Source organism: Eubacterium sp. MSJ-33, assembly GCF_022174665.1.
Taxonomy (GTDB): Bacteria; Bacillota; Clostridia; order Lachnospirales; family Lachnospiraceae; genus Coprococcus_C.
In genome coordinates this window covers 596,710-611,047 of record NZ_CP076562.1, presented here as the reverse complement: position 1 = coordinate 611,047, position 14,338 = coordinate 596,710, and the positions used below count along the sequence as shown (strand labels likewise).

The following is a 14,338-nucleotide window of genomic DNA, read 5'->3' as shown; positions in this document are numbered from 1 at the left end:
TATTCGTTTAGTATTGTACGTATGGTGTCAGGGCGTCCTGACTAACCAGTTCCTCTCTCAAATCTCCGGATACTTCAATATCCTGTGGTGTGGCAATAAATATATTAGAAGATACAACATTTAGAGATCCACCCATTGCATAGCAGGCACCACCGACATAATCGATTATACGTTGTGCAACAGAGACATCCAATCCCTCTATATTTATCACAATTGTTTTATTTGCACGCAGAAAATCAATTACAGATTGTGCTTCATCGGTTTCCTGTGGCTTGATTACAAATACTTCACTTCGGCTGCGGAAATCAGAGCTGCGACTATAGGACTGTCTTTGTGAGTCCTTAAAATCTACAAGTTTTCCGCTTGATGAACTTACAGCCTGACTTTTATGGGAAGCTGTAGGCTGCTGTGTGGCTGCTTCGTATTTGGATGAAGCAGCTGAACGAGCGGTTGTCTTACCGAAAGATGATTTTGATTTTACACGGGATGGTTGTACATCATCATAGTCGTCATCATCGTCATCGTAATCATCTTCGTCAAACAGATCATCATCGAATTCGTCGTCATCATCATCTATGTTTTTGACTTTAAAAAAATCAAGAAAACTCTTTTTACCTGCATCCTTTGCCATAACCTTATTCTCCTTACTATATGTTATAATTTCGCGCACCGAATATGGCGGTTCCGACACGAATCATCGTAGCACCTTCTTCGACGGCAATTTCATAATCATTGGTCATTCCCATTGATAAAACATTCATGTCAACATTATCAATGCATTTGGATTTTATGTCAAGCAATAATTGATGCATTTTGCGGAAATAAACACGATTTTCTTCAGGATTATCCACAAAAGGAGCAATTGTCATGAGCCCCATCACATGTACATGCGGCATATCCTTGATTGCATCAATCAGAGAGTATACTTCATCTTCTCGAATACCGAATTTGCTTTCTTCCTGAGCAATATTGACTTCAATAAGCACCTTTACGACAACATCTTTCTTTGCTGCTTCTTTTTCAATCTCTTTTGCAAGATGAACAGAGTCCACACTGTGAATCAGACATGCTTTATCTACAATATATTTTACTTTGTTTGTTTGAAGGTGGCCGATTAAATGCCAGTTTACGGGTTTTGATACATGTTCGTATTTGTCAACCATCTCCTGTACTTTGTTTTCACCAAATTCGGTTATTCCATGTGCAAGAAGCTCTTCCACATCGGATAATGGTTTTGTTTTGCTCACTGCGATGATCGTGACATCTTGAAAATTACGTCCGGAACGTTCACAGGCTTTTTTTACATTTTCAACAACTTTTTCATAATTTTCGTATAGCATTTTTATCAAGACCTTTCCTGATTATTTAATATATGAGCTGATTTTCGGAGACACTATCGGAGTCAAGTATAATATTGTCATAAGCTTTTAACTCTTCATCTCCTTTAATCAGAACAAATTCATCGATTGTTTTTATAATAGTAACTCTTCGGAATTCTGCAATTCCCTGATTGGCAAAATATACACCGGTAAGAGGTTCTAACTCCAGGAGGGATGCTGCAATTGTGTTGTTCGTATTGACATTCATTAATACATCAGAATCTTCGATTCCTTCCGGATCGATATAGGCGTATTTATCATCAATCATATAGATAATCGGACGTATCTGCTGGATGGATTGATTTCCGTTCGTATCTATCCTCTGTATCTGGAGCCTGTTTTCGTTCGAGGCATTGATGTTTGAAGACAGATATCCGATAGGAATTTTGTAGACACCTTTTTCTACAAGTGCGGATGAAGGAATCTTCAAACCACTCTCATCTGACTGAATAATTTCTACATTCACAAAACGTTCCGATAAAAAATTGGAAAGGTATTTATCAATTGCAATGTTGATGTACTTTCCATCAGTTCCTTGTATAATTGTAAAAGGCATCGTAATCTTGAAACTGGAATTGTTGATGCGGAATGTAACATAAGACCGACCATCTAATTCGGAAACCTGCTCTTCTGTCAACGGTGCAACAATATTCCACTGTTCCGATGGAATAATCTTCACAACTGTGTTGCCGGCTTCTGCGTAATCACCGGATTTCATTGCCGTTTTATCGTAGCCGGCTTTATCAAAGTCGGAGGCATGAATATTCTCTGAAATCTGATAATTCTCATATCCATCAATATAATAAGTGACAAGTCCACTGTCCGGTGCATGAACGGCAGAAATACTGTTGCCGGATGTACCACTCTGCTGCATTTTTGATTCATTGGTCAATTCAAATACCCGGTTATTGGCATTTGTTTCGAAACTGTATGCATTATAAAAGGTTACATCGCTGTAGGATAATTTGTAGGATGAAATCAGAGATCGGATATTTTTATAGTCTTCATTTGACAAAATGTTGTTATATGAATCGTTATTTTCCTGTGGTGTGTTATAGATTTCACCGGTCTGATCAATCGTGCAAACAGTAGAATTCTTTTTTACTTTTTCACCATCGGATATGTAGTAACAGATATAGCCGGAGGCAGATGTATTTACAATCACTTCATCGCGGATTGCAAGTCCTTGCAATGTAAAATTATTGCTGACATCCCCTTTACATACCTGGTAGATCGGAACTGTTTTTTTCCCAAGAGACATAAACACACTGATAACTACATACAGCAAAACCGCTGCAATTACAATAGTTGCAGCGTTTGCGCGGATTTCTTTATTCAGTTGTATAATACGTTGTTGGTTTTGCTGTTTCATAGTATTACCTGATATATATCTGTTATTGTATATTACTTATAGCTTGCAGACAACATTTCCGACATAATTTGCTGGTAACATGGATTCTTCCACTGCTGTACTGATAACAAATGTAACATTATATTTTTCAGAAATCTTATCAATCTCATTCAGTGCAGATTCTAATTCATCTGCTTCAATATTACACATCATCATAAAGTTATCCAAAAAAATGTGTGTCAGATTGTGGTTTGAAGAGATCAATCCCTGAATAAACCCCATAAAAGCATCCGGAGTCTGGATATCGTACTCATGAAGATTCACAAGACGAATAATATTGGAAAGCTCGTACATATGCTTGTTGCTCTTATCAATATAAATAATTGAACCGCTTGAACGTTTGCTTTCGTTATTGGCTCTTTCTACCATCTTCCTTGTTTTACCGTTACCTTTTGCTCCAATAATTAATTCCAGCATGTCATGTCCTCCTTAGTCTGTTAAACATAATAAACGTATGATTGAATCATATAAGTCCTCTTTTGATTTGCCGGATGATGCGACAACTACATATTCTTTACCGCCTTTTGTCAGATACATGGCAAGACAGTTGCCGGCACCACTGGTAGTTCCTGTTTTCCACGCTTCAATCTGGAATGTGGCCGGAAGAGCTACATTACCGGTGATAAACAGGTTTGTTGCTGTCGATTCTGTCTCGATTTCTAGACCATTTGTATCATAGTACGAATAAGTATATGTATCAAAGCCATCTATGTCTGTGAGAACCGGATGGCTGTGGACTTCTTTTATGATAAGGTACATGTCATAGGCAGTAGAATAATGGTTGGGATCATCTAAGCCATGCGGATTTACAAAATGTGTATTCGTAGCACCAATCTGCTGGGCTTTTGCATTCATCATGTCGCAAAAGCCGGAAACTGTTCCGCCGACATACTCAGCTAAATACAATGCATAATAATTGTTCGATTCAAGCATAAGACCATATAGGAGGTTTTTGACGCTGATCGTATATCCACGATGTAACTGGCTGGGTGGAACATCTTGCGCAGATAAGTCATAGTTCTGGGTAATCTCCACCATGTCATCCAATGAAATCGTGCCTGCTTCAATCGCGTCAGCAACAACGATTGCCGTCATCATTTTTGTCATACTGGCCGGATACATGCGCTGATGTGTATTCTTTGCAGCAAGTACTGTCTGATCAGTCTCATCTATTAACAATGTATAATAGCTGTCCGGAAATAAGGATGCCTGTATATCTGCATCCGGATAAACAATTGCATCTTCCTGTTTGAAATCAACTTTGTCGGACTGGTGAACCAATGCATCAATCACATAAGTGGCGGAATCTGAATTTGGATATGCCGCCTTTACATGATTATTGACAATACAGACAATCGAACAAAACAGCACCAGAAGTATAAGTGTTATTAAATTTCTTGTTAAATATTTGCTATGCATAATCTCATTAATGCTTAAAAAGCTCGCGCCAATCCAGATCGCCCCGATCCAGCGCTTTAATCAGAAGCTCCGCAGTTGCCAGATTGGTTGCAAGTGGAATATTATGAATATCACATAAAGAAAAAATGTTATTGATATCCACATCGTGGCTCTTCTTTGTCTGTGGGTCGCGCAAAAAAATCATCATGTCCAGATCATTACTTTCAATCATAGCACCGAGCTGCTGCTCTCCGCCGGTATGCCCTGCAAGAAACTTATGGACATTCAGATTGGTAACCTCTTCAATCATACGTCCGGTTGTTCCGGTGGCATAAAGTTCATGATGTGACATAATCCCCCGATAAGCGATACAGAAATTCTGCATTAATTTTTTCTTCGCATCATGTGCGATTAAACCGATGTTCATGTACGGTTCTCCTTAAGTAACATTATAGTTTTCCCTAGTAGCTTGTTTTTTGCATACTAATATTCAATACAACTCCGATTCCCGCCGAAATGCTGAGCAACGAACTGAGCCCATAACTGATAAACGGAAGCGGTAGGCCGGTATTTGGTATAACACCGGTTGCTACGGCAATATTGATGAAAGTCTGATATGCAATCAGACAGCCCATACCTGCTGCAATCAGCATACCTTTTGAATCTCTTGCATTTCTCGCTACATGAATACATTGTAACACTATTAACAGTAGAATTGCAATAATTATTACACTTCCAATGAAACCAAGTTCCTCTCCGATTACAGAGAAAATAAAGTCTGTTTGCTGCTCGGAAATGAAATTTGCGTCCTTGACTGTAGCAATCGTTGAAGTGTTTAAGCCTTTTCCGTTAAGCTGTCCGGAACCAATTGCCATAACGGAATTATTTTGCTGCGTATAATCAGAGCCATACTGTCCCGGATAGACGAACTGCAAAATTCTGTTTACCTGGTATTGGCGCAATAAGTGCTGGTCCGGTTGCTGGATATACCATAGAAAGCTTCCGGCAAGTGGGATAAATATAAGCAATGCAATTCCAATGATTTTATAACTGAGTCCTGCCAGATATAACATCGTGATAAGAACCATGGCCAGACAGATTGTTGTTGACAGGTCCGGTTCACAAACAATCAGTGCCAGTGAAAAGCCAATAAGAAGTGCAAACAGACACAGACCTTTTAAAGTATTGACTTTTTTATCTTCTTTGAGTTTATCCAGAAAGGTTGCCGTAAATAAAATCATGAGGATCTTGGAAAACTCAGACGGCTGGAACTGGATTCCGCCACTTCCACCGATCATAAGCCATCTTTTAGCAAAATTTACCTCTACACCGAATAATAATACCAAAAGTAATATAATTGCATTGATAATAAAAAATGCACGATAAAACCGGCAGACAAAATCATAGTTAAATAAAGATACAACAACCATGATGATGACAGATAAAACAACACCAATACATTGTTTTAAAGTAAATGAACTGTCGGCACTGTTAATCATAACAACACCGCAAATCATTGCAATGATAACAGTAATCAGTAATTTGAAATTATAGTCTTTGAGACTGAATCTTGTGAACATCTTTATCCTTCTTTTTTATCCAGCCGAATAGTCGGCTTCGTTTTTCTTCTTTTGCGAGATCCTGACCGCAGATTCGCAGAGCAATGTGTTCATATGCTTTTCCTGCTGCGCAGTTTCTGGTTGCAATCGGAATACCACGATTGCTTGAAATAACAATATTTTCATCATCATAGACACTTCCGATGTGATTGACACCAAGAATTTCTACGACATCTTCCACAGACATCATCTCTCCCCGTTTTACCATATCAGAACGAACACGGTTTACAACCAGATCAATGCGTGGAATCTCATTTGCATTTAATATGCCGATGATTCGGTCTGCGTCACGGATTGCGGATACTTCCGGTGTCGTTACAACGATGGCACGTTTGGCTGCGGCAATGGCGTTTTTAAACCCCTGCTCAATGCCGGCCGGACAATCAATGATTATGTAATCATAGTCAGGCTTTAACTGAGAAATCAACTTGACCATCTGTTCCGGTGATACAGCGGTTTTATCTCTTGTCTGTGCGGCAGGCAGAAGTGATAATGTATCACACTGCTTGTCCCGGATGATTGCCTGCTGATGACGGCAGTTTCCTTCGATTACATCAACCAGATTGTAGACAATTCGGTTTTCAAGGCCCATAACAACATCCAGATTTCGAAGTCCGATATCCGTATCAATCAACAGTACCTCAAAGCCATGCTTTGCCAGTGCATATCCTATATTTGCGGTCGTAGTTGTCTTACCGACGCCGCCTTTTCCAGATGTAACAACAATCACTTCACTCATGATAAAATCCCCCAGTCTATTTCAGGCTATATACGAACGTATCAGGTTTCCCTTTGCATCCAGATATCGCGATACCACTCAATGTTCCAATCACGATAATATTTCCTTCGGATTCTACACTGGCACCTGATTCTACATCTCCAACAATCACAATACTGGCAGCTGCCTGAATGGACTGTCCGTTTTTTAAGCTGCCAATATAGAACAGGCCGCTTTTATCCGGGTGAATTGTTTTTGGGGCTGGTTTTTCTGCTGGAATTCTTTTTTTACTTATAAGGATTCCTTTTTCTGTCAGTGTATCAATAATTTGCTTTTTTTCGTCCTCAGTCAGATCTTTTCCTTCAAAGGTAACTGTAATTGGTTTTATGTTCGAGTAATATCTTCCGGTCGTTTGAAGCTTGTCTGACAGACAGGTAATTACCTGGCTTAATGTAGCTTCCGGCGATATAATCAGTCGAATCCCCGCTTTGTTACCTTTCATCATAACGGGACTAATCATACGACACCTCTCTTTGACTAATCTTGAGATGGTTCAGCGTTACCACTCATTTCAGCACCTACAAGCTTGTCTGGATCATACATGTATGCGTAAATAAAGCCAGCTAACTCTCTTGCATTTGCTGATGAATATCCATTTTGAATAACACAGGTTACAGATACTTCTGGTGCTTCGTATGGGGCGTAGGAAACAAACAAGGCGTGGTCTGGTTTGACCTTACTCTCCTGCGCAGTTCCTGTTTTACCGGCAACATTTACATTAATCTGATTGATAAGCTCGTTGGAACCTGCGGAATAAGCAACTACGTTTCGCATACCCTGATGGACAGAGTCCCATGTAGATTTCGCAAGCTGCACCGTATTTTTTACCTCTGCCTGATTATTCAATATGATATTTCCTTCGTAATCGGTCACTTTGTCGATTAATGTCAGGTTATAACAGGTACCGCTGTTTGCAACAGTCGTTACATACCGTGATAACTGAATTGGTGCATATGTGTTCTTTGCCTGACCGATGGCACTTCGCACAGAATCGTTGTCTGAGATATGTGGTTCGATCTCCGGTAATTCCAGTCCGGATTTATCGCCAAGTCCAAAAAGTTCTGCGTATTTCTGAATGCGCTCAACACCGTATGCATCGTTGTATTTCCCATCCTTGGCTGCCAAATCATATCCAAGGTTATAGAAAAACAGGTTACAGGAATGCTGGATACCTCCAACGACATTCAAACCACCGTGTGCACTGTTTCCCCAGCATTTTGCGGGTGGAGTAATCTTATCAAACAATCCGTTACAATAATATACAGAACTTGTATCGATGACTCCTTCGGTTAAGCCTGCGATTGCAACAAGAGGCTTATAGGTGGAGCCTGGTGCGGTACGCTGCTGGCTGGCACGGTTGTAAAGCGGTGTCGTTTTATCTGCAAGCAGTTTGTTGTAATAATCGGTATCAACTTCGTTTGTCAGATAATTGTTATCATAACTTGGATAACTGACATATGCTTTTACATCACCGGTATTTACATCCGTCACTATAGCAGAGCCGGAACAGATATCAAGAGCCAGCATAGCCGGGGTCAGTTCCTGACTTTGAATCTTCTTTCGTATAAAATCATAGGCACTAGACGATCCGTTTAAATACTCCTGATAGTCGGTGTCGCCGTCTACATTTAAGACGCCCTGGTCATATAGAAGCTGTACAACCATATTTCCGGATATCTCTCCGGATTTTAACATATCTTTAATAACAAGTTTGTCGAATTCACTGTCTTGCTTCAAATATTCAATAATATAATCGCATAATGCATTATATATCTCGTCATTATCATAATAATCGCTCTCTACCTGCAAAGCGGAGATGTCGATAGCCTCCTGGCTGATCGCATATTTCAGATAATGCTCCAGAGATGTAACATTGCTGGTGTAGTCGATAAATTCTTGATCTTCTTTGTCAATCATGGAAGATTGGAATATATCGTTTTCACTTAGAATCTCACAAATATATTCCATATAATCCTGATAGGTCTGATCCAGTTCTGAAAGTGGTGTAAAGGATGTTGTCAGAATGTCGTCAATCCGGTTAATGGTTGATTCGGTCTGTGTTTCAATTGCCGATATAGTTACTTTTTCGGTGTCTGTCGCATCGTCTGCATGCATATGATCCAGAGAGAAAATATTATTGTTGAACAGTCCGAAATATACATCGGTAATAGGAATACTGGAATTTTCTTCTGCAACAACATTATAAGCAGGTGTCAGATATGTCAATATAATAGAGGTTATCTCATCCTCAAGTGTATCATAACAGTATTTTTGCAGATTCAGATCTAAGGTCAGATAGACATCATTTCCTGCAGTTGCCGGTTTCGATTCTACAGTTTCAATCACTTTTCCAAGATTATCCACATACATGGTTTCAGAACCATTTGTGCCGCGCAGATAGGATTCACAATACTGTTCGATACCGGTTTTTCCGATCATTTCTTCGTTCGTATATTTTTCATTGTCGGATAAATCAGCATTTCTATCTTTCAGTTCTTCGTCTGATATAGCACCAATATAGCCGATGACATGCGCAAAATACTTGGCATCATTATAATGACGCAGGGATTTTACAGATACAGACATGCCAGGCAGTTCATCTGCATGTTCGGTGATTGCAGCATTGCTCGTCTCACTGATATCATAAGCAATCGTGACAGGCACATACTGCTGATACCGGTTCATCCATAACTTGTAGCGGACAGCAACAATCTTTAAAGCTTCCTCTTTGCTATAGGTATCTGCAACATCGAATATTTTTTCATTCAGATATTTCATAATGTCATCCGCAGTAGAATTTTTCTGAGCATCTGTCATCTTATCAAAATCAGTCTGTGCATAAACATCCTTTAAAAACAGCTTTAACTGCTGATCTTTTACTGTATATTGATAATTTCCGTTGGCATCAAGCTTGATTGGAAAGTCCAAAGTCAGAGAATCTCCGTTTTTCTCTAATATAGAGAGTGTATTGGAGACAATCTGGTTTTTGGTTTCATTTTCGCTGATACCAAGTTTTTTTGCCATAGTAGTCTGAGCGGTATCATTGCTGAATACTACAGAGTAGGAAAGCTCGTTGTAAGCAAGGAGATTACCATTGCAGTCATAGATATTTCCGCGTACAGAATCGATGGTCAATGTCTTTTTTGACTTGTAAACAAAATTCTCCATATGCTCCTGCCCTTCTTTAATCTGAAGCACGAAAAGCTGGTGGATCAGTATGGAAAAAAGGACAAGCACGACAACAGTAACCGGGAACAGACGGCTTTTTACATAGTCAACGATAATTTCTTTAATTGATTGTAATATCTCACGTAACATAGATTACTCATCTTCCTTCAGGCGTTTATTGATCACAACATAAAGCTTGTAGATCAGCACAGTCAATAAAGCTGTACACAGTATCTCCGGCAGAATTACATGCAGGAGGTAAGAACCGTAGTCGGTTTTGTTTTTCAGCAGAAAACGGATGATATAGATAATGGTGTTGAACAGAAAATCATCCACTATAATAACAATTAAAGGAAGTAACACGTCTTCAATCATGTAATTTTTGTGGAAAAATCCGTTGATATATCCGATAAACATATATAAGAGCATATACGGTCCTAAGATGCTTGAGAAAAAGACATCGACAAGCAAGCCGCTGCATGCACCTACCAGTAATCCCTCTTTTCTGCCCCGCATCAAACCGAAGGACATCGTAAGAATCAGAAGCAGATTCGGAGTGACTACACTCAGACTGTGAAAACCAAATACGGTAGATTGTAATACAAAATTTATGACAATCAGAATCGCTAATGTGATTGCTCGTTTGAATTTATGTTTCATAGTGTGGTGTTTCCCTTACTCTTGTAATTAGTTATGCGGAACTGTCTTTTTTTCGGCAGTGATCACAAGCACATCTGTAATATTTGAAAAATCAACAGCCGGTGTAATATACGCGGTCATTGTCAGATTGTTTGTATCATAGGAGGTCTTTGTAACATAGCCGATAATAAGACCAGAATGATACAGATCCGATATCGGTGAGGTAACAACTTTATCACCGATAGAAACATTTGCATCTTTGTCAATATTTTCAACAAGAAGATATCCTTTATCATAGAGCTTTAAGTTGCCTTCTACGGTGCAAAGTGCATTTGCAGGCATAACTTTGGCACTGATGTTGGAATCATCATCAATCACTGCACGGACTTTGGCATAATCATCAAAACTTTCTGTTACGATTCCGGCAAGTCCATCTCCGCATAGAACATTGGCCCCTTTATTGATTCCGTGTTTTGTACCTTTGTCAATATAAAAAGTAGAAAACCATGAAGTAGAATCTTTTGCAAAAACGTGTGCTGCAGTCATTTCATAATCAGGGTAGGATTCATCCAATGCATAAAGGTCACGCAGTTCCTGTAATTCTATCATCTTGTTCTGATAATTTGTAATCTCCTGTTTACAGGAGGCAAGCTCAGCCTGTAATGCGGCGTTTTCATCTGTCAGGGCTTTGATTTCATTCAGATTTTTCATCTTGGAATCCGTCCACAGTCCGATTTCATTGATTCCTTTCTGAATCGGGGTGATCAGTCTGCTTGTGAATCGTTTGATTCCCGCTACTTTTGGTGCAGCAGCATAGGATACGATAATCAAAAGAATGCCAATAATCGTAAATGCTAATAACAGATATTTGGGATGAATATCTTTTCTTCTATCAAATCTCATAAAATGCCTCTCTCCAGCATACTCAAATATTGATCTCCGGCAACAATAATATGGTCAGAAACCTGAATGCCAAGCATCTTGCCGGCATCACGGATGCGTAATGTGGATTGAATATCCGTATCGCTCGGTGTGACTCGCCCGGATGGATGGTTATGTACCAGCACGATATGCACGGCTTCATAGCGGAGTGCATGTATGAATATCTCTCTTGGTGACAGATAGGTCTGGTTGACTGTTCCGGACGATAGTTCAATCTCTTTTATTAAAGTATGCGCATTTGTAAGTAACAATAAAAATGTTTTTTCTATGGTTAAAAATCTGCACTTCTCTCTATAATACGCTCCAATTGTGTCAGGAGTATGAAATTCCAGCTTTTTTTGTAATTGTTCGAGATTCATCCGTTTGGATATCTCAGCCAGTGCAAGAAGCTGGATTGCTTTGATATTCCCGATACCGGGGATTTTTGTCAGTTCCTGTGGCAACAGAAACTGTAACCCGAGTAATCCTTTTTGCGTTTCGTGTGCATTTAATACCTGATTTGCCAGATCCAGAACACTGGCCTTTTTTGTGCCGGTCCGCATAATCAGGGATAACAGCTCTGCATCTGAAAGTGCAGATACGCCGTACCGTTCAGCTTTTTCATATGGGCGTTCACAGACGGCTAAATCTTTAACTAAGATATGCATGATTGCTCCTCTCACCTCTCCGGGTGCAGGACTTATCATCGCTTAGTCTAACATACTACAAGTTCTTTTTCTACCATTTTTTCCAGGGACATCATGATGCCGAATTTGGCATGTGGATATGTCAGTCCGCCTTGGAAATATACTGCATATGGCTCTTTCATCGGAGCATCTGCGGAAAGCTCAATGGAAGCACCGGATATAAAAGCGCCGGCAGCCATGATAACCTGACTGTCGTAGCCTGGCATATCCCAAGGAATCGGAGTTACAAAGCTATCGACCGGGGCTGCAGCCTGAATTCCCTCACAGAATGCCTGAATATATTCCGGTTTTCCGAATTCTACTGCCTGAATGATATCGTAACGTGGCTCTGTAGCATCCGGAATGGATTTAAAATGCAGGCGTTCATATACATTGGCCGCAAAAATTGCACCCTTTAAAGCAGCTGCAGTTACCGTTGGTGCCAGAAACAACCCCTGTGCAATTGGCCGGGTGGCATTTAGGGATGCTCCCACTTCTTTTCCAAGTCCCGGCGTTGTAAGACGGTAGGCACAGTTTTCGATGTATTCTTTCTTGCCGCAGATATATCCGCCGATTGGGGCAAGCCCACCACCCGGATTTTTAATCAGGGAGCCTACAACCATATCAGCACCGACATCGGATGGCTCAATCGTTTCCACAAATTCACCATAACAGTTATCTACCATGCAGATCACATCTGGTTTGACAGATTTTACGAATGCAATCAACTCGCCAATCTGTTCCACTGACAGCGTCGGACGTACATCATAGCCTTTGGAACGCTGAATTTCTATCAATTTTGTTTTCTCATTAATATTTTTTCGGATATTCTCATAGTCAAAGCTTCCATCCGGCAATAAATCAACTTTTCGGAATGTGATTCCGAATTCTGCCAGCGAGCCTTTGGATTCACGGATACCAATCACACCCTCCAGTGTATCATACACTTTTCCGACCGGTGATAAAATTTCATCGCCCGGACGAAGGTTTGCGGATAATGCAATCGAAAGTGCATGTGTACCGCAGGTGATCTGCTGGCGTACCAGCGCATCTTCGGTATGGAATACATGGGCGTAGATTTCTTCCACTGCTTCTCTTCCACGATCGTTATAACCATATCCGGTTGTGCCGTTCAGGTGAGATTCGGAGAAGCCTGCTTTCTGCATAGCAGAAATAACTTTAATCTGGTTCTGTTCAGCAATCCGGTCAATCTCTTGAAATCTTGGAAGCAGATCCTGTTCGACGCATTCACAAAAATCATAGACTGATTCTTTGATTCCAAGACTTAAATAATATTGTTTGATTTCATCCGTGTTATTCATAATGTTCTCCTGTTCTGGTAATCTTGGCAAATGTTACATACTTTGATATGAAACATCTACTGGTATCGTATTTTTTTTGCGGCAAGATGAGTTTTGATTTCATCTTCCAGTTTTTCATCTGTGTTCAAAATATCTTTGTCAAGCCAGATAACCTCCCGTTCACGACGGAACCAGGTGAGCTGACGCTTGGCAAAGTGCCGTGTATCACGTTTTAAGATGCGGACGGCTTCTTCTAAGTCATAGGCTCCCTGCAGGTATCCGAGAATTTCCTTATAGCCGATTCCCTGCATACTTGTATCTTCGGTAGTCAGATGATAAGTTTGCACGAGCGATTGAACCTCTTCGACAAGTCCTTGTGAAAGCATTTCATCGATGCGCTGTTCGATTGCTGCATAGAGCTTCGCACGATCCCGTGTCAATACGAAGTAAGCAAAATTATAAGGGGATGTCTTTTCTCGTTCTGTCTCGTTATGGTCAGAGAATTTTTTGCCGGTCTGATGATAATATTCAAGAGCTCGAATAACTCTCTGGCGATTGTTTGCGTGGATTGTTTCAGCGGATGCCGGGTCAATATCCATAAGCATCTGATGCAGATATGCGTTTCCTTTTGCATCTCCGAGTGTTTCTAATTCCTGGCGATAGCCATCCACCGTTTCTTCGTCAAATGATATATCATATAACAGTGCCTGAATATAAAATCCTGTTCCTCCTGTTATGATAGGAATATGCCCACGTTCATAGATACCTTGCATGGCGTCTTCCGCATACTTCTTAAATTCCATGACATTAAAACGATCCTTTGGCTCTAAGATATCAATCAGATGATGTGGAATTCCCTGCATCTCATCTGGCATGATTTTCGCGGAACCAATGTCAAAATGCCTGTATACCTGTATGGAGTCGGCAGAGACAATCTCACCTTTGATATCTTTAGCAAGTTTTAGGGAGAGGGCTGTTTTGCCAACGGCGGTTGGACCGGTTAATATAATTAAATTATTTTTGGTTGTTCGAGTCATA

The 14,338-nt window shown here is 40.2% G+C and carries 15 protein-coding genes; all 15 read right to left on the bottom strand.

What is annotated here, in order from left to right; translation table 11 throughout:
* Nucleotides 1-7: 7 nt before the first annotated feature.
* From KP625_RS02790 to miaA, 15 genes are read right to left on the bottom strand one after another with little or no spacing between them, the layout of a single operon-like run.
* Nucleotides 8-631: a cell division protein SepF gene (locus KP625_RS02790; protein ID WP_238299146.1), complete on the bottom strand. Its 624-nt coding sequence runs from the start codon at nt 629-631 to the stop codon at nt 8-10.
* 16 nt (nt 632-647) lie between these two features.
* On the bottom strand, nt 648-1,340 hold the full coding sequence (locus KP625_RS02785) for a YggS family pyridoxal phosphate-dependent enzyme (RefSeq protein ID WP_238299145.1): 693 nt from the start codon (nt 1,338-1,340) through the stop codon (nt 648-650).
* Nucleotides 1,341-1,365: 25 nt separating this feature from the next.
* Nucleotides 1,366-2,751 (bottom strand): HlyD family efflux transporter periplasmic adaptor subunit, encoded by a 1,386-nt coding sequence (locus KP625_RS02780; protein ID WP_238299144.1) that lies wholly within the window; start codon nt 2,749-2,751, stop codon nt 1,366-1,368.
* 36 nt (nt 2,752-2,787) lie between these two features.
* Complete coding sequence (locus KP625_RS02775; protein WP_238299143.1) at nt 2,788-3,207, bottom strand: twitching motility protein PilT; 420 nt, start codon at nt 3,205-3,207, stop codon at nt 2,788-2,790.
* Between the two features lie 12 nt (nt 3,208-3,219).
* Complete coding sequence (locus KP625_RS02770) at nt 3,220-4,209, bottom strand: D-alanyl-D-alanine carboxypeptidase family protein (protein ID WP_238299142.1); 990 nt, start codon at nt 4,207-4,209, stop codon at nt 3,220-3,222.
* Between the two features lie 7 nt (nt 4,210-4,216).
* A complete protein-coding gene (locus KP625_RS02765; RefSeq protein WP_238299141.1) occupies nt 4,217-4,615 on the bottom strand; it encodes a methylglyoxal synthase in 399 nt (132 codons plus the stop codon).
* 34 nt (nt 4,616-4,649) lie between these two features.
* Entirely contained in the window at nt 4,650-5,768 is a 1,119-nt protein-coding gene (locus KP625_RS02760) for an FtsW/RodA/SpoVE family cell cycle protein (protein ID WP_238299140.1), read from the bottom strand.
* Nucleotides 5,737-6,546, bottom strand: coding sequence for a septum site-determining protein MinD (gene minD / locus KP625_RS02755; RefSeq protein ID WP_238299139.1), 810 nt, complete (start codon nt 6,544-6,546; stop codon nt 5,737-5,739). The genes KP625_RS02760 and minD overlap by 32 nt, the downstream gene beginning before the upstream one ends.
* Nucleotides 6,547-6,562: 16 nt before the next feature.
* Nucleotides 6,563-7,030, bottom strand: a complete 468-nt coding sequence (locus KP625_RS02750; RefSeq protein ID WP_238299138.1) for a septum site-determining protein MinC — start codon at nt 7,028-7,030, stop codon at nt 6,563-6,565.
* 32 nt (nt 7,031-7,062) lie between these two features.
* Entirely contained in the window at nt 7,063-9,903 is a 2,841-nt protein-coding gene (locus KP625_RS02745) for a penicillin-binding transpeptidase domain-containing protein (RefSeq protein WP_238299137.1), read from the bottom strand.
* A gap of 3 nt (nt 9,904-9,906) precedes the next feature.
* The gene (gene mreD / locus KP625_RS02740; protein ID WP_238299136.1) at nt 9,907-10,413 is read right to left on the bottom strand and encodes a rod shape-determining protein MreD; all 507 of its coding nucleotides are present in this window, start codon (nt 10,411-10,413) and stop codon (nt 9,907-9,909) included.
* Between the two features lie 27 nt (nt 10,414-10,440).
* Entirely contained in the window at nt 10,441-11,295 is an 855-nt protein-coding gene (mreC, locus tag KP625_RS02735) for a rod shape-determining protein MreC (protein WP_238299135.1), read from the bottom strand.
* Nucleotides 11,292-11,981, bottom strand: coding sequence for a RadC family protein (gene radC, locus KP625_RS02730; RefSeq protein ID WP_238299134.1), 690 nt, complete (start codon nt 11,979-11,981; stop codon nt 11,292-11,294). The genes mreC and radC overlap by 4 nt, the downstream gene beginning before the upstream one ends.
* Before the next feature lie 47 nt (nt 11,982-12,028).
* Nucleotides 12,029-13,321 (bottom strand): methionine gamma-lyase family protein, encoded by a 1,293-nt coding sequence (locus KP625_RS02725; RefSeq protein ID WP_177970850.1) that lies wholly within the window; start codon nt 13,319-13,321, stop codon nt 12,029-12,031.
* Nucleotides 13,322-13,377: 56 nt separating this feature from the next.
* Nucleotides 13,378-14,337 carry a tRNA (adenosine(37)-N6)-dimethylallyltransferase MiaA gene (gene miaA, locus KP625_RS02720; protein WP_238299133.1) on the bottom strand — a complete coding sequence of 320 codons (960 nt, stop codon included), beginning with the start codon at nt 14,335-14,337 and terminating at the stop codon, nt 13,378-13,380.
* Nucleotide 14,338: the final 1 nt, after the last annotated feature.